The 17254-nt window shown below is 34.1% G+C and carries 12 protein-coding genes; 11 read left to right on the top strand and 1 reads right to left on the bottom strand.

All coding sequences use genetic code 11. The annotated features are described in order from the left end of the window. Nucleotides 1–221 precede the first annotated feature (221 nt). From CD147_RS06055 to CD147_RS06010, 10 genes are all read left to right on the top strand, one after another. Entirely contained in the window at nucleotides 222–1403 is a 1182-nt protein-coding gene (locus CD147_RS06055; RefSeq protein WP_103166524.1) for an amidohydrolase, read from the top strand. A 114-nt stretch (nucleotides 1404–1517) separates the two neighbouring features. Further along, complete coding sequence (locus CD147_RS06050; RefSeq protein ID WP_103166523.1) at nucleotides 1518–1742, top strand: YozE family protein; 225 nt, start codon at nucleotides 1518–1520, stop codon at nucleotides 1740–1742. A gap of 53 nt (nucleotides 1743–1795) precedes the next feature. Beyond that, complete coding sequence (locus tag CD147_RS06045) at nucleotides 1796–2269, top strand: antibiotic biosynthesis monooxygenase family protein (RefSeq protein ID WP_103166522.1); 474 nt, start codon at nucleotides 1796–1798, stop codon at nucleotides 2267–2269. A 166-nt stretch (nucleotides 2270–2435) separates the two neighbouring features. Further along, nucleotides 2436–4031, top strand: coding sequence for an acyl-CoA synthetase MbcS (mbcS, locus tag CD147_RS06040; protein WP_103166521.1), 1596 nt, complete (start codon nucleotides 2436–2438; stop codon nucleotides 4029–4031). 311 nt (nucleotides 4032–4342) lie between these two features. Continuing rightward, entirely contained in the window at nucleotides 4343–6967 is a 2625-nt protein-coding gene (gene ppdK / locus CD147_RS06035) for a pyruvate, phosphate dikinase (protein WP_103166520.1), read from the top strand. A 4-nt stretch (nucleotides 6968–6971) separates the two neighbouring features. Continuing rightward, a complete protein-coding gene (locus CD147_RS06030) occupies nucleotides 6972–7802 on the top strand; it encodes a pyruvate, water dikinase regulatory protein (protein WP_103166519.1) in 831 nt (276 codons plus the stop codon). 399 nt (nucleotides 7803–8201) lie between these two features. Continuing rightward, the gene (gene lqo / locus CD147_RS06025; protein WP_103166518.1) at nucleotides 8202–9695 is read left to right on the top strand and encodes an L-lactate dehydrogenase (quinone); all 1494 of its coding nucleotides are present in this window, start codon (nucleotides 8202–8204) and stop codon (nucleotides 9693–9695) included. 426 nt (nucleotides 9696–10121) lie between these two features. Then, the gene (locus CD147_RS06020) at nucleotides 10122–11561 is read left to right on the top strand and encodes a 6-phospho-beta-glucosidase (RefSeq protein WP_103166517.1); all 1440 of its coding nucleotides are present in this window, start codon (nucleotides 10122–10124) and stop codon (nucleotides 11559–11561) included. A gap of 495 nt (nucleotides 11562–12056) precedes the next feature. Next, nucleotides 12057–12638, top strand: a complete 582-nt coding sequence (locus CD147_RS06015; RefSeq protein ID WP_103166516.1) for a PadR family transcriptional regulator — start codon at nucleotides 12057–12059, stop codon at nucleotides 12636–12638. A 20-nt stretch (nucleotides 12639–12658) separates the two neighbouring features. Beyond that, the gene (locus tag CD147_RS06010; protein WP_103166515.1) at nucleotides 12659–13831 is read left to right on the top strand and encodes an FAD-dependent oxidoreductase; all 1173 of its coding nucleotides are present in this window, start codon (nucleotides 12659–12661) and stop codon (nucleotides 13829–13831) included. A 236-nt stretch (nucleotides 13832–14067) separates the two neighbouring features. Here the strand turns inward: CD147_RS06010 and CD147_RS06005 are convergent, their stop codons facing one another. Further along, nucleotides 14068–14958 (bottom strand): fructose bisphosphate aldolase, encoded by an 891-nt coding sequence (locus CD147_RS06005; protein WP_103166514.1) that lies wholly within the window; start codon nucleotides 14956–14958, stop codon nucleotides 14068–14070. Nucleotides 14959–15370: 412 nt separating this feature from the next. Here CD147_RS06005 and CD147_RS06000 point away from each other — a divergent pair, with 412 nt between their 5' ends. Further along, the gene (locus CD147_RS06000) at nucleotides 15371–16696 is read left to right on the top strand and encodes a putative glycoside hydrolase (protein ID WP_103166513.1); all 1326 of its coding nucleotides are present in this window, start codon (nucleotides 15371–15373) and stop codon (nucleotides 16694–16696) included. The last annotated feature ends 558 nt before the right edge of the window (nucleotides 16697–17254 follow it).

Here is a 17254-nt window from a genome sequence, read left to right as displayed (position 1 = left end):
TTAATTAACTTTATCGAGGAAGGACGGAACTATATTCAAAAAACATTAAATCTCTGTTTTTCTTCTATTTTTAGGGTAATAACAAGAAGTGTTCATTTTTAAGAATTTAAATAGCATTTTAATGCATTCAAAAAGTTAACTATATCTACTTCATATTTAAAGTGTGTAACAACATAAGACAGAGTGAAAGTCTTATAATATAACAAAAGGAGTGGATAGACATGACTAAAGATTTAGTCCAACGTTTACAAGATAAAGAGGAACGTATGATTGACATACGTAGGCACTTACATCAACATCCGGAATTGTCATTTAAAGAAACTGAGACGCCTCAATATATTGCTGACTTCTATAAAGATAAAGATTGTACTGTCGATACAAATGTAGGCGACAATGGCGTTAAAGTGACAATCGATAGCGGACAACCTGGTAAGACCATTGCTATTCGCGCAGACTTTGATGCTTTACCTATCCAGGAAGACACAGGACTTTCATTTGCCTCGGAAAATGATGGAGTTATGCACGCATGTGGTCATGATGCGCATACCGCTTATATGTTAATTTTGGCAGAAACATTGATTGAGATGAAAGACCAATTTAATGGTAAGGTAGTCGTTATTCATCAACCTGCAGAAGAAATGCCGCCGGGTGGTGCTAAAGGCATGATTGAAGATGGCGTGTTAGAAGGTGTAGACCATGTACTTGGCGCCCACGTCATGACAAATATGGAGCCTGGTAAGGTGTATTACCGTCCTGAGAATGTTCAAACTGGCCGTTCATACTTTAAATTGACTATTCAAGGAGAAGGTGGGCACGGTTCTTCTCCACATACGGCGAATGATGCTATTGTAGCCGGAGCAAACTTTGTAACGACGGCGCAAACGATTGTGTCACGTCGTTTAAATCCCTTTGAAACAGGTGTAGTAACGATTGGTTCTTTCGATGGAAAAGGGCAATTCAATGTCATTAAAGACAAGGTAACCTTAGAAGGTGATGTGCGTGCATTAACTGATGCCACACGTGATTGTATCGAAGAGGCACTACAACAAATTGTTGAGGGATTGGAAAAAACATTCGACGTGAAATGTGATTTTGAATTTAGTAAAGATTATCCTGCATTGTATAATGATCCAGATTTCACAAAATATGTAGCAACAACAATCCAAAATGCAGATTTAGCTGATGTCGAAGGCGTTGAAGAATGTGAGGCACAACCACCATCAGAAGATTTCGCATTCTACGCTAAAGCATTACCAAGTACGTTTATTTACTCAGGTGCAGCGCCACAAGAAGGTAAAGTATACCCTCATCACCATCCAAAATTTAATATCGATGAAAAAAGTATGTTAGTTGCTGCAGAGGCGGTTGGTGCGGTAGTCTTAGATTATTTAAGTTCTAAATAATAGATATAATTATAGGTGGTAGACGTTATCAATTTATCTATCTCAGTTTCAATACTAGTGTTAAGCGAGGTATCGTGATAGTATTAGCATATATCTAGACACTGGGGTGAGATGATGAGTTTTTATGAATTTATGCAAGGTTTTATTGGTGATAAGACTCCGTTAGGTGAACTCACGCAGTGGATTAATCAAGACCAATACTTTCCAAAGCATGAGAATTTCTCAGAAAACATATTAAATTACTTTTTAAAAATTCCAACATTAGATCATGAATTTTTAGAAATCGTCAAACGTTCTATTTCATTATATGAACAAAGTCGACTACGAAGTAACATATAGATATAAAAATCAAAGATAGCTTGATGCTAGTTTAGAAATGAAGGAAGTAAATTATGATTTTAAATGACAGTTATAAGACATATGTAATTGAAGAAATAACTGACCAAGAAATAGCTATCAAGAAAAATAATGATCTTCATCACTATAACGTGTTAGAAGCAATTAACGACTTATCAAACGACTCCTTTTGCGTTTTGAATCATTTGTTTGTTAATGATGAAATGGAGCATCAATTTGAGAAGAAGTTTTTAGAACGACCTAAATATTTACAAGAGGAACCAGGGTTTAAAGCGTTACGCTTTTTACGCCCTGAATCATTAGAACGTCACTATATTATTTTAACGCTATGGGAAAGTCGACAAGCCTTTTATGATTGGCAGAATTCTACAGCTTACAGTAAAACACATAAAAAAAGAGGTACTAAAGAAGGTGTCGATCGCGATATTGTGAATCGTGACTTGTCTTATAATGTACGTATTGAACTAGCTGGCTTAGAATCTAAAGTTGATTTAGCACATATTTTTTAACAATTAAGATTAAGTTTCTTGTCAGTAGATTTTAGACATTAGGAACTTAATCTTTTTAATTTTCAAGAAAAATAGAACTAAAACGCTTACTCAAGGGATTTAAATTTCATTGTCCTAAAGTGTTTGATAATATGATAATTAAGTAGAACCGAAAGGGAGTATAGTAATGGATAATACAAGCTTATTGGCACCAGAAACCTATAATATTGTTTCTGAAATTGAAAAGCATGCCTCAAATGTCACTAAACAAGCACTTATTTATGAAAACGGAACAGACGAAACGAAGACTGTTACATATTCAGAATTAATTAAAAATGCGAATAAAGTAGGTCATGTCTTACTAAATCATGGATTAAAAAAAGGTGATAAAGTTTTAATTATGATGCCTCGTGCTATCATGACGTATGAACTTTATCTTGCCGCTTTGAAATTAGGAATTGCAATTATTCCAAGTTCTGAAATGTTAAGAACAAAAGATTTACAATATCGTGTTACACATGGTGAGATTGACGCTATTATTACAATGGCCGACTTTATTGAAGAATTTAAAGGAATTAAAGAGTATGACACTTTAACAAAATTTATCATCAACGGCTATGAAGATGGTTGGATCAATATTGAAGATGAAAAAGCTACACAAAGTGATGAGCTTGAAATCGAAAAAACATCTAGAGATGATATTGCGATTTTATCTTATACATCAGGAACTACAGGTAATCCAAAGGCTGTTACGCATTCACATGGCTGGGGCTTTGCTCATATGAAGATGGCACCTGAACATTGGCTATGCATTGGAGAAGATGACTTAGTATGGGCTACTGCTGCACCTGGTTGGCAAAAATGGGTGTGGAGTCCATTCTTATCAATTATGGGTTCAGGCGCTACTGCGTTTGTCTATAATGGTAAATTCAATCCTTCACGCTATTTATCACTACTACAAGACTTTAAAATTAACGTGTTATGTTGTACACCGACTGAATATCGTATGATGGCTAAATTAAGTAATCTTCAAGATTATAATTTAGAACATCTACATAGTGCTGTGTCAGCTGGCGAACCACTGAACCGTGAAGTTGTAGAACAATTCCGTAAGAACTTTAATTTAACTGTACGCGATGGTTATGGCCAAACCGAAAGTACATTATTGATTGGTTTCTTAAAAGACACTGAACCAAGACCAGGATCAATGGGTAAACAAATTCCTGGAAGCGGTACTACAGTAGTAGATGACGAGGGCAATCCAGTAGAGAGAAATGTGAAAGGGAACATTGCATTACCTCTAGATTTCCCAGGACTTTTCAAAGGATATTACAAAGATGAAGAACGTACAAAAGCTGCGGAAACTGGTGATTATTATATTACCGGAGATCTAGCACATATTGATGATGATGGTTACTTCTGGTTTGAAGGGCGCCGTGATGACATTATTATCAGTTCAGGTTATACAATTGGGCCATTTGAAGTTGAAGATGCTTTAACCAATCATTCAGCAGTAAAAGAATGTGCGGTAGTAGCTAGCCCACATGAAATTAGAGGTAATATTGTTAAAGCTTTCGTTGTATTACAAGATGGTTATAATGGTGATGAAGATTTAGTAAAAGAATTACAAGCTTTTGCGAAAAATGAAGTTGCACCATATAAATATCCACGTGCAATTGAATTTATCGACTCGCTACCTAAAACAACTTCTGGTAAAACGCGTCGTGTAGAGTTGCGTGATGCCGAACGTGAAAAATATAATAAAGAAAATGGCTTTAAATAGTAAAGCATATTGATCATCCTCATATATGATTAGAATAACTTCTAGTTATGTATGAGGATTTTTTATTTTTGGAAAAGGATAGAATAACTTTAAAATAAATTTCAAAACTTTTCGAAGACAAATAGTATGACACAATTGTATTGTTGATTATATAAAAGCATGAAGTGTTTGAAAGGCATAATTATGACTGATTTATGGCGTTTTTGTAAACGTTTCCTAAATGAATATAGTTTTTGATTGTAATTATTCATACTATATGACATACTCATAATTAATTAGTATGACATAATAAATATAGAGGTGGTATAAACATGACAAAATACATATATGCATTTGATGAAGGACAGAAGTCCATGAAAGATTTACTAGGAGGTAAAGGAGCTAACCTTTCTGAGATGAAACGTTTAGGTTTACCTGTACCTGATGGTTTTACAATTACGACAGAGGCGTGTATTGAATATTTACGTCAAGGTAAATCATTGTCTACTGAAGTTAAAACACAATTGATTGATCATCTTACAGCATTTTCAGAAAGAACAGGGAAATCATTCTCATCTGATGCCAATTTATTACTTGTATCTGTGCGTAGTGGTGCAAAAATTTCGATGCCAGGTATGATGGATACTATTCTTAACTTAGGGTTAAATGATGATAACGTGATGAAGCTTGCAGATAAAACTGGCGACGCACGCTTTGCTTATGATTGTTATCGTCGTTTATTACAAATGTTCGGTGAGGTTGTATATAACGTACCGATGCAATCATTTGATACATATTTTGAAGATTATAAACAACGTCATAACTTTGAGAATGACGCTGCAATAACGGCAGAAGGTTTACAAGAAATTTGTGAACGTTTTAAAGAAATTTATGTAGAAGAAGTGTATAAACCTTTTCCACAAGAACCGTTAAAACAATTAGAAGAAGTCATTGAAGCAGTATTTAAATCTTGGGACAATGATCGTGCGCGAATTTATCGTGATTTAAATGAGATTCCACATGATATTGGTACAGCAGTGAATATTCAAGAAATGGTCTTTGGTAATAGTGGGGATAATAGTGGAACAGGCGTTGCCTTTACCCGTAATCCAGTGACTGGAGAGAGTAAATTATTTGGCGAATATTTATTAAATGCCCAAGGTGAAGATGTAGTAGCTGGAATTCGTACACCAAAAGATATTTCAACATTAAACGACCAAATGCCCGAAGTTCATAAAGAATTTGTCGAAGTAACTCAACAATTAGAACAACATTATAAAGACATGCAAGATATTGAATTTACGATTGAAAATGGAAAATTGTACTTATTACAAACACGTAATGGTAAGCGTACTGCACGTGCTGCCATTCAAATTGCTGTTGATTTAGTAGAAGAAGGCGTTATTACTAAAGAAGAAGCAATGACAAAAGTAGATGTGAAATCAATTGATCAATTACTGCATCCTAATTTTGATGAGGAAGCGTTAAAAGAAGCTACAGAAATTTCTAAAATGGGTCTACCAGCAAGTCCTGGGGCGGCTACAGGTCAAATCGTCTTCTCGGCTGAAGATGCTAAAGCACAAGCAGAGGCAGGAAAGAAAGTCATCTTAATGCGCCCAGAAACATCACCAGAAGATATTGAAGGAATGGTCGCAAGTGAAGCCATCGTCACAACTCATGGTGGTATGACGTCGCATGCAGCAGTAGTAGCGCGTGGTATGGGTAAATGTTGTGTAACTGGCTGTTCTGATTTAGAGATTAATACAGTAGCGAAGACGATTTATTACAACGGTGGAGAACTTCACGAAGGTGATACAATCTCTGTTGATGGCTCTAAAGGCGATATCTATATTGGCGAAATCAAAACGGTTAGCGCAGAGCATAGTGAAGCCTTTAACCAATTTAGGGAATGGTCTGAAGATATTGCACGCTTAAATGTACGTATGAATGCAGAAACACCTCAAGATATTTCAGCAGGCTATCAATTTAGTGCGAAAGGTATCGGCTTAGTACGTACAGAGCACATGTTCTTTGGTGCTGAACGTTTAGTTGAAATGCGTCGTTTTATCCTATCATCATCGTATGAAGAACGTATTGAAGCCTTGAATAACATCCGTAAATATCAAGTAGAAGATTTTGAAGCTATTTTCAAACTTTCAGGAGAACGCCCAACTATTGTACGTCTCCTTGATCCACCATTACATGAATTTTTACCTAATTCTGATGAAGATGTTGAAAATGTGGCAAAACAACTCAATATCTCTAAAGATGTATTGAATAAACGTATTGTAGACTTACATGAAGTGAATCCAATGTTAGGCCATCGTGGTTGTCGACTCGCTATCACGTACCCTGAATTATATGAAATGCAAGTGGAAGCGATTATGGAAAGCGTCTTAAAACTTAAAAAAGACGGCGTAGCTTACCAACCTGAAATTATGATTCCATTAGTATCAACAGTGGAAGAATTTACGACATTAAAAGAAAAACTCGTACACACTATTGAGAAATTGGAACAAGAACAAGGCGATAAAGTAGACTATCTTATCGGCACAATGATTGAAACACCACGTGCATGTCTCATCGCAAATGAACTTGCGGAACATTGTGATTTCTTCAGTTTCGGTACTAACGATTTAACACAATTAACATTTGGTTTTTCAAGAGATGATGCAGGGAAGTTTATAAATGTGTATACTGAAACTAACATATTGAAGCTTGACCCATTCCAAACACTAGATCAAGACGGTGTTGGTAAATTAATTGAAATTGCAGTTGAACAAGCGAAGAAAGTGAACCCTAATATTAAAATAGGTGTATGTGGTGAATTAGGTGGCGATGCGATATCTATCCATCGTTTCAACCAATTAGCGATTGACTACGTATCTTGTTCACCATTCCGTGTACCAGGTGCAATTTTAGCAACAGCTCAGAGTCAAGCGGAGGAAAGCGAGTAATAACGTGAACGAAACTCAACCTAATGAACAAGCCTTAAAGTTATTTATAGTATCTGATTCTATTGGTGAAACAGCACAACGAATGATTCATGCGACACTAACACAATTTCCTGACTTAACGGATATTGAAATTAAAAAGTTTCCTTACATCAAAAATGAAAATGAATTTCTAAATGTTTTAAATTTAGCACGTGAACAACATGCGATTGTCGCAACGACATTGGTAGGGGAATCTTTTAATGCATTAGGACATGAATATGCGAGAGAACACGACATCCCTTATATCGATTACATGTCTGATTTAATCCGTATGGTTGAAAAGGTAACTCATCACCAACCACTAATGGAAAGTGGCGCATTACGTAAATTAAATGACGAATACTTCGAACGTATCGAAGCCATTGAGTATTCAGTTAAGTACGATGATGGTAAACATTTTACAGATATAGGAGAAGCGGACGCCTTGATTGTAGGTGTATCACGTACTTCAAAAACGCCTTTAAGTATGTATCTAGCAAATAAAGGTTATAAAATCGCTAATATTCCATTAGTACCTGAAATTGAAATTCCGGATAACGTGTATAAACAAAAAGGATTAAAAGTATTTGGTTTAACTGCTAGCCCACAATATATAGCGAATATACGTAAAAATCGCGCAGAAACATTAGGTCTATCAAGTGAATCAAGATATAATAACTTGGATCGAATTAAGAAAGAATTGGCTTACGCTGAAGAAGTATTTAAGAAATTAAATGCGACCGTGATTAATACAGAATATAAATCTATCGAGGAATCCGCATTTTATATTGAAAAATTTTTACAGCCTAAACAATAAATGTTAATTATAAGAAAAAAGTAAAAGAGCGAAAAAAGATAAAATTATCGATTATAGGCTTGGAAGTGGTTTGATCAAAATCACTTTCAAGCCTATTTGTATACGTTGAATGATATTTTCAAAGGGTGGTCAGACTAAAATTTTTGAATTTATATTGGATTATTATTGATACACCTATTTTTTTACCGTAAAGATTGGAGCCAAATGTATTAAATTAAGATTATATTAAAAACTTTTTTATTTCGGTTTCTTCAATTTACAATTTACCATATTTGTTTTAACATAATAGTGAAAGACTTAACAAACATTTTAAGGGACAATATTACTTTATAAATAGAAAAAGAAAGTAGTAGTAATCTGATGTATTGTTAATTAATAAATTTGGAGAGGTGTACAACCATGGCAGAATCAAAAGACGTCATTTTAATTGGTGCTGGTGTCTTAAGTACAACATTTGGTTCTATGTTAAATGAGCTTGAACTTGATTGGAACATCAAGCTTTATGAACGTATGGATCGACCAGGCCTTGAAAGTTCTAACGAACGCCACAATGCTGGTACTGGTCACGCTGCACTTTGTGAATTGAACTACACTGTTCAACAACCAGATGGTTCAATTGACATCGAAAAAGCAAAAGAAATTAACGAAGAATTTGAGATTTCAAAACAGTTCTGGGGTCACTTAGTGAAAGCAGGACATATTGAAAATCCAAAAGAATTTATTAATCCTCTTCCACACATCAGTTTTGTAAGAGGCGTTAACAATAAAGAATTCTTGAAAAAACGTTACGAAACAATGAGAAAATCTCCAATGTTCGATAACATCGAATATACTGAAGATATTGAAGTAATGAGAAAATGGATTCCATTAATGATGCAAGGTCGTGTTGATGATGGAAAAATGGCCGCTAGTAAAATCGACGAAGGTACAGATGTAAACTTCGGTGAATTAACACGTAAAATGGCTAGACATTTAGAACAAGATGACAATGTTGAAGTTAAATATAGTCACCAAGTTCTAGATTTCGAACGTTTATCAAATGGTAAATGGCAAGTTAAAATCAAAGACCTTAAAACTGGTAACGTATTTGAAGAAGTTACTGACTATGTATTTATCGGTGCCGGTGGTGCAGCGATTCCGTTATTACAAAAAACAGGAATTCCTGAAAGTAAACATTTAGGTGGTTTCCCAATCACTGGTCAATTCTTAGCTTGTACTAATCCTCAAGTTATTGAAGAACATGGAGCGAAAGTTTATGGTAAAGAGCCACCAGGCACACCACCAATGACTGTACCTCACCTTGATGCACGTTACATTGAAGGTCAAAGAACATTATTATTCGGACCATTCGCTAACGTAGGACCTAAATTCCTTAAAAATGGTTCAAACTTAGATTTATTCAAATCTATCAAACCGTATAACCTTACTACAATGTTAGCTGCAGCGGTTAAAAACTTACCATTAATCAAATATTCATTTGATCAAATTATCATGACTAAAGAAGGTTGTATGAACCACTTACGTACATTCTATCCTGAAGCACGTGATGAAGATTGGGAATTATACACTGCAGGTAAACGTGTACAAGTTATTAAAGATACTGAAAAAGAAGGTAAAGGATTTATCCAATTCGGTACAGAAGTGGTTAACTCTGAAGACCATTCAGTAATTGCTTTACTTGGTGAATCACCAGGGGCATCTACTTCAGTATCAGTAGCGTTAGAAGTTCTTGAGAAAAACTTCCCAGCACAAATTGGTGCTTGGAAATCTAAAATCAAAGAAATGATTCCTTCATACGGTGAATCATTAATCGAAGACGTTGAATTAATGAGAAAAATACGTCGTCAAACTTCTGAAGACCTTGAATTAGGTTATTACGAAGACGCTAAATAATATACTCGTAAACTAACGAGATTAAACTAAATAGAAGACCCATAGATGAGTTTATTGAAATTCATTTATGGGTCTTTTTATGTTGTCATTTTGTATTGATTTGCTCTCTTGCCACGGGCATGGCTTGAGCCTGTGGTCTCAAGACGCATGTTATTTCTGCAGGCGTATCACAATCAATACATCGTTGAAAAATAATTGAAGTATAATTAAATTCTAAAGTGTAACGAGGATTATATTTACCTCAATAACTCATTTTATAATTGTTATTTTTAACGGTCTCAGGGTATTAAAATAGTAAAATTAATGGACATTAGATGATAAATGGGAAGTTATCGTGGGTGATGTTCAACATGTGGAAGCTAAGGATAAAGTGATTACGGTAGTTAAAAAATAGAGTATAAATAAAGAAGAAAGAGGTTTTATATTATGGCTAAATTACCACAAGACTTTTTATGGGGTGGCGCATTGGCTGCCAATCAATTTGAAGGTGGCTATGATAAAGGTGGTAAAGGGTTAAGTGTCATCGATGTAATGACGGCAGGTGCACATGGAAAAGCGCGTGAGATTACACAACAAGTTGACCCGAATAAATACTATCCAAATCATGTCGGTATTGATTTCTATAATCGCTATAAAGAAGATGTGAAATTATTTAGTGACATGGGGTTAAAATGTTTGCGTACTTCTATTGCTTGGACACGCATTTTTCCTAATGGCGATGAAAGTGAACCAAATGAAGAAGGTTTACAATTCTACGATGATTTATTTGATGAACTGTTGAAATATAATATTCAACCGGTCATTACATTATCACATTTTGAAATGCCGTTACATTTAGCACGTGAGTATGGCGGTTTCAGAAATCGTAAAGTGGCAGACTTCTTTGCTCATTTTGCAGAAACAGTGTTTAAGCGTTATAAAGATAAAGTGAAATATTGGATGACATTTAACGAAATTAACAACCAAATGGATACCAATAATCCAATCTTCTTATGGACAAATTCAGGCGTATCGTTAACTGATGAGGATAATAAGCAAGAAGTGTTATATCAAGTGGCGCATAATGAATTAATTGCGAGTGCCAAAGCCGTGAAAGTCGGTAAAGAAATTAATCCAGATTTCGAAATTGGCGCGATGATTTCTCATGTCCCAATTTATCCATACAGTTGTAATCCCCAAGATATTATGGAAGCTGAAATCGCTAATCGTCTGCGTTTCTTCTTCCCAGATGTACATGTACGTGGTTATTACCCAGGTTATGCGACGAAGATGTTTGAACGTGAACATATCGATATTGGATGGCGAGATGGTGATGATGAAATTTTGCGCAAAGGTAAAGTAGATTACATTGGTTTCAGTTATTACATGTCTACAGTAGTTAAGCATGATAATGAAACGGTTATTAAAGATAATATTGTAAATGGAGGATTGCCGAATTCTATTGAGAACCCATATATTGAGAAGAGTGATTGGGGATGGGCGATTGATCCAGTAGGCCTACGTTACACATTGAATACGTTATATAATCGTTATCAAATTCCTTTATTTATTGTTGAAAATGGCTTCGGTGCAGTAGATGAGTTTGAAGAGGATGGTACGATTCAAGACGACTACCGTATCGATTATTTACGTGAACATATCAATGCAGCAATTGAAGCGGTAGACCAAGATGGCGTAGAGTTAATGGGTTATACGCCATGGGGCATTATTGATATTGTTTCATTTACGACTGGTGAAATGAAAAAGCGTTATGGTTTGATTCATGTGGATCGAGATAATGAAGGTCAAGGCACGCTTGAACGTACAAAAAAAGCATCATTTGATTGGTATCGCAATGTGATTGAATCAAATGGAGAATCATTATAATTACATTATTGAATACCTTGAAATATAGACCACTAAATAATTTTATCTAAAGTTATTTGGTGGTTTTTAAAATACGCATATTATTATAATAAAATCCGAATAAGTTTATTTTCATCTAATAACTGTTAAATGCTAGGCTGAATTTTTAAATCATACTGAGATGAGGTTAGACTACGGGTATAACATAAACGTATAGGAGATGAGATATATGAACGCAGATATTTTCAGTAATCAGTTTTGGGAAGAAGCAGAGTAATAAAACATTATACTATTGATGAATGGAAACCGTTATTTGGTGATTTAAGTCTTTTAGAGAATGAAGAATTTAATGAAAAATAGAAGATAAATGCTGTTCTGACAATATTGTCCGGGACAGTATTTATTTTTTTAAAAATTTATTTCGATATATCGCTTTACATATAACGATATATCGTTTATTATATCGATATATCGAAAAAGTAATTAATAATAATACAAGTAAAGGTGATTAATATGATGCATAGAAGAAACCCACAAGATATGAGACAAAGAATGAGCCAATTTGAACAATTTGATTTTGGTAGAGGACAAAGAGGATTTGATAAATTTGAACAATTCGGTGGTCGTCGTGGCGGAGGCCGTGACAGATTTTTCAAAAAAGGAAATTTACAGTTCATTATTCTAAAAATGTTAGAAGAAGAATCACGTCATGGTTATCAACTTATTAAAGACTTAGAAGAACGCTTTAAAGGATTCTACTCACCAAGCCCAGGTTCTGTATATCCAATCTTACAAATGTTAGAAGATAGAGACTTTGTTTCTATTTCAAAAGCTGGTAATAAAAAAATCTATACAATTACTGAAGAAGGTAAAATATTCTTAAAAGACAATATTGACCAAGATGAATTCACACAACGTTTAAACCAATTTGATAATGTTGATTTTGAACAAATGAAAGCAATGCGTGAACAGTTACAAGAAGTTTTCCACGGATTTATGAAAGCGAGCCAACAAGCATTACAAGATGAAGAAACTAAAAAAGAATTTGACGCATTTGTTGAAGAAACTAAAGAAAGACTAGAAAAATTCAATAAATAATTATTTGGGGGTATATAGGAATGAATATTAAAGATGTGAAACGTGTAGGTATTATCGGTGGTGGCCCTGGTGGCTTAATGTTAGGACTACTATTACAACAACAAGGGTTTAAAGTTAATATTTTTGAAAAAGCGGGCTTAGAAGTGAATGCAGACCGTGGAGGTTCTTTAGATATTCATGAAGAAAGTGGTCAATTACCTCTAAAAGAAACAGGAATTATTGATAAATTTAAAGAACTTGCGCGTTTTGAAGGCGAAGACACTCGTGTTTTAGATAAAAATGGCAAAGTATATTATGAAGAGACAGCGGATCCTGAAGTAGAAGGTGGTCGACCTGAAATTGACCGCGGTGAACTATGCGATCTTATCTCTGAACAATTGCATGATCACACAGTCATTTATGATAAAGCATTTAAAGGATTAACTCATTTAGATAATAACCAAATTGAAGTTGAATTTGATGATGCCAGTACAATGACATTTGATTTCGTAGTGGGGGCTGATGGAGCCTTTTCAAAAGTAAGACCGTACTTAGCCAATGTAGATGTAGAATATAATGGCATTTCAATGGTGGAATTAAACGTTGAAGATGTCTTTAATCAATATCCCGATTTAGCTCAATTTAACAAAAATGGGAAAATGATGGCTTTTGGTGACCATAAAGCGATATTAGGACAAGTTAACGGTGATGGACGTATAAAAGTCTATATGTCTTATCGAATGGATTACGATGAATTTGATCAATTTAAAGCGATGAGCAAAGCTGAAATTAAAGAACAGTTATTAAACGATTTTAGTGACTGGGACGCAGATTTGAAAAAATATATTGAATACGCTGGCGATGACTTATTGTTACGTCGTATTTATAAATTGCCAATAGGATTTAAATGGGAGAACCAAGCTAATTTAACTTTAATCGGTGATGCCGCACATTTAATGAGTCCTTTTGCGGGTGAAGGCGTGAATATGGCATTTTACGATGCCTATTTATTAGCTAAAGCTATTAAAGCACACGATGAGTTAAAAGATGCACTACAAGCTTATGAAGCAACTATGTATGAAACATCTCAACAAAGTGCCAGTGAGTCACAAGCGAATTTAGAGGAAATGTTTGGAGATAACGCAGCACAAAAATTTGGTGATTTCTTTAATCAAGTAGGAGAATTATTTGAAGAACATCAAAACCAACAATAGAGTAATATAGCGATGACAAATTGAGTTTCCATCGCGAACTTATATTATATAAAAAGAGACTGAGCCTTTAATATAATAATGGCCCAGTCTCTAGTTTTGGCAGTAGTTGTCTGAAATGAAAAAGCGTTCGAGCCTCACTTTCTTCATTTCTAGTCAACCTTGCCGCGGCGGGACTACGAAATCTTAGAAATTACATTTGATTTCAGTCCCGCTCTCTTTATTATTAAGAGTGACTCTTAGTTTTTATTTACTGAAGCGTCGTAGATTGAATCTACTGCGTCACCTAATGCTTTATCGAATTCTTCTTGTGATTGGCTAGCACGTAAGTCACTTGCTAAGGCACGTGAGAAGCTTGCGATTAATGCATCATTGTCTTTTAATAATTTGTTAGCTTCGTCTCTGCTGTAACCGCCAGATAATACAACTACGCGGACAACGTTTGGATGATCTGCTAATTCTTTGTATAAGTTAGCTTTAGTAGGTATAGTTAATTTTAACATTACTAATTGATCATCATTTAAAGCGTCTAAGCCTTTTTTAAGTTCAGCTTTTAATACTTCTTCAATTTCAGCTTTGTCTTTAGCGTTAATGTTAACTTCAGGTTCGATGATTGGTACTAAGCCTTTAGCAATAATTTGTTTAGCAACTTCAAATTGTTGTTCAACAACGTCTTTGATACCTTGTTCGTTTAATTCTAAGATATTAGAACGCATTTTAGTACCGAAGATATGACGTTCAACTGCACGGTCTAATGTGTCATCTAAGTCATTGATAGGTTTCATTAATTGAACACCGTTTTGTTGTTCAGCTAAACCTTTGTCGACTTTTAAGAAAGGAATAACACCTTTATCAGCTAAATAGTCGCCAGTATATTTGCCTTCAACTTCACGATCCATTGTTTGTTCGAAAAGGATAGCACCTAAAATTTTGTCTGGAGAGAATGAAGGTGAAGTTACTACTCTAGTACGCATATCGTGTACAAGTTGGAACATTTCATCATCGTTGCTATATTCGTCCTCGTTGACACCATATTCTTTTAATGCTTTTGGAGTACTACCGCCACTTTGGTCTAATGCAGCGATAAAACCTTTTCCATTAGTCATTTTTTCTAATTGTTCTTTATTCATTACTCTTTCCACTCCTTTAATTAACTTTCATATTTATTATGATAAAAATCATCTATATTCTCAAGCTATAAAACCTATATTTATTGAAAATTCATATTTTACAGTTTATAGTTTCATAAAATAGCCTTATTTACGCCTTAATACATTATTGAAAAGATTAAATATACGATGATATAGATATATTTAGTTCTTTTCCGAAAAAAATAGCAGTATTTGTTATTAAAATTTAAAAGTATAAAAAAATAGTTGATTTGTTAAATAAAATCTTACAAAATCCAATATTATTGAAGAAAATATGCTATTCTAAATGAAAGTTAGGTTTTTGAATGGAATGTTTTAAATACTATAAATTGCTTACTTTTCTAATAAGAGAGCCTAATTATACATATAAAAATTTTCGGAGGCTAAGGGAATGAAAAAGAACAAAATATTTGCTGTATTAACAACAAGTGCTTTGTTACTTGCTGCTTGCAGTAATGGAGATAACTCATCAGATAGCGGGCAAAAAGGGGACAGCCAGAAGAACGAACAAACTAATAGTCAAAGTGATAAGTTGAAAAAGAACAATGAGAAAAACAACAATGAAAATAAAGTAGACTATCCTAAAGAAGGCGTAAAAGGAATTTACGTAACAAGCAATTCAACACAAGGCGATAAAATGGATGAACTCGTTAAATTCATTAAAGATTCTAAGTTGAACGCAATGGTTATCGACGTTAAAGATGACGAAGGTAACATTACTATGAAGCTTAACACAGGAAACAAACAAGTAGACAAAAACACATTAGATATTGTTGATGGTAAAAAATTATTGAAAAAATTACATGACAACAATATTTATCCAATTGCGCGTATCGTAACGTTTAAAGATACGAAATTAGCTAACGAACATCCTGAATGGTCATTTAAAAATAGTGATGGCTCTGTATGGACGAATGGTAAAGGGGATAGCTTCATCAATCCATTTATGAAAGAAGTTTGGGACTACGATATTGATGTTGCGAAAGCAGCCGCTAAAGCTGGATTCCAAGACATTCAATTCGACTACGTTCGTTTCCCTGAAGGCTTTGAAAATGAAGCAGATAGCTTAACTTATAATAAAGGGGCTTATAAAGATAGTAAGATGAGTTCAGGCGATCAACGTGTGGATACGATCACTAAATTCTTAGAACATGCCAATAAAGAACTAAAACCTATGGGTGTTAACGTATCAGCCGATGTATTTGGTTACTCTGCATTAGTTAAGAATGCACCAGGTATCGGTCAAAGTTTCCCTAAAATCTCTGAAAATGTAGACGCAATTTCATCAATGATTTATCCATCACACTGGAGTAATGGAGACTTTGGTTTAGACGCACCAGATACTGAACCTTATAAAACAGTTAACCGTTATATCCAAAAAGAAAATAAATTATTAGATACACTTGGTAAGAAAAAACCAATTTCTCGTCCATGGATTCAAGATTTCACTGCATCTTACTTAGGCGATGGTAATTATATTGATTACGATGCGAAAGCCGTATCAGAGCAAGTTCAAGCGCTTAAAGATAATGGCGTAAATGAATTCTTATTATGGAATGCTGGTAATGAATATACTGAAGACGCAAACTATAACCCTAAAAAAGGTAACGCAAAAGAACAAGACCCTGAAGGTGTAGAGCAAGAATCTAAGGATAAAGATAAAGGAAACAAAGACAATCAAGACAAAGAGAGCCAAGATAGCAAAGAAAATAAATAAAATCTTTTATCTATTTACTTTTTAAGGGCTATAATACCTTAGTGCAAAGTTTTATACAGAAAAATATAATCCCCTCACTGCTTTGGTGGTGAGGGTAATTTTATACTTTAATTTGCAAAGTGAGTTAAATGCAATATATTATAATTAGTCGGATAAATAATAGTTTCAATACAAATGTTGAAATCCCAAACGCCTTCTATTATGCCCATTGCAGACAGCGTTTTTTAGTGATTGGTTATTTTAGATTAAAGTAGCTTTAATTTCTAAATTATCTGGAGGTGTAGCTAATGTTATTGAAAAATAAATTTTATATGTCTTTTATTATTTTATTAATTATTTTAGATATTTTTTTAATATACAACGTTCAGATTGTAAGTACTAGTATAGGTAACAAATTAATTTATAGCATTTTATTTATTATATTTTTGCTAGTTTTCATTGGAGTTAGTGTACGTAGGAAATAGCTTATTGAATATAAAGTAGTGAAACTTAGATACTAAATATATAATGGTTGATAAATTAATGTATTAAGGTTTGTTTCCTAAATTGCTTAGGAGA

Source organism: Staphylococcus devriesei (assembly GCF_002902625.1).
Lineage (GTDB): Bacteria > Bacillota > Bacilli > Staphylococcales > Staphylococcaceae > Staphylococcus > Staphylococcus devriesei.
This window is presented reverse-complemented; position numbering and strand designations above follow the sequence as displayed.

Bases quoted from the DNA above. Each gene is read 5' to 3' on its own strand.
- CD147_RS06000 (WP_103166513.1), top strand. From the start codon at position 15,371: ATGAAAAAGAACAAAATATTTGCTGTATTAACAACAAGTGCTTTGTTA.
- ppdK (WP_103166520.1), top strand. From the start codon at position 4,343: ATGACAAAATACATATATGCATTTGATGAAGGACAGAAGTCCATGAAA.
- CD147_RS06055 (WP_103166524.1), top strand. From the start codon at position 222: ATGACTAAAGATTTAGTCCAACGTTTACAAGATAAAGAGGAACGTATG.
- lqo (WP_103166518.1), top strand. From the start codon at position 8,202: ATGGCAGAATCAAAAGACGTCATTTTAATTGGTGCTGGTGTCTTAAGT.
- CD147_RS06050 (WP_103166523.1), top strand. From the start codon at position 1,518: ATGAGTTTTTATGAATTTATGCAAGGTTTTATTGGTGATAAGACTCCG.
- mbcS (WP_103166521.1), top strand. From the start codon at position 2,436: ATGGATAATACAAGCTTATTGGCACCAGAAACCTATAATATTGTTTCT.
- CD147_RS06020 (WP_103166517.1), top strand. From the start codon at position 10,122: ATGGCTAAATTACCACAAGACTTTTTATGGGGTGGCGCATTGGCTGCC.
- CD147_RS06005 (WP_103166514.1), bottom strand. From the start codon at position 14,958: ATGAATAAAGAACAATTAGAAAAAATGACTAATGGAAAAGGTTTTATC.
- CD147_RS06015 (WP_103166516.1), top strand. From the start codon at position 12,057: ATGCATAGAAGAAACCCACAAGATATGAGACAAAGAATGAGCCAATTT.
- CD147_RS06045 (WP_103166522.1), top strand. From the start codon at position 1,796: ATGATTTTAAATGACAGTTATAAGACATATGTAATTGAAGAAATAACT.
- CD147_RS06010 (WP_103166515.1), top strand. From the start codon at position 12,659: ATGAATATTAAAGATGTGAAACGTGTAGGTATTATCGGTGGTGGCCCT.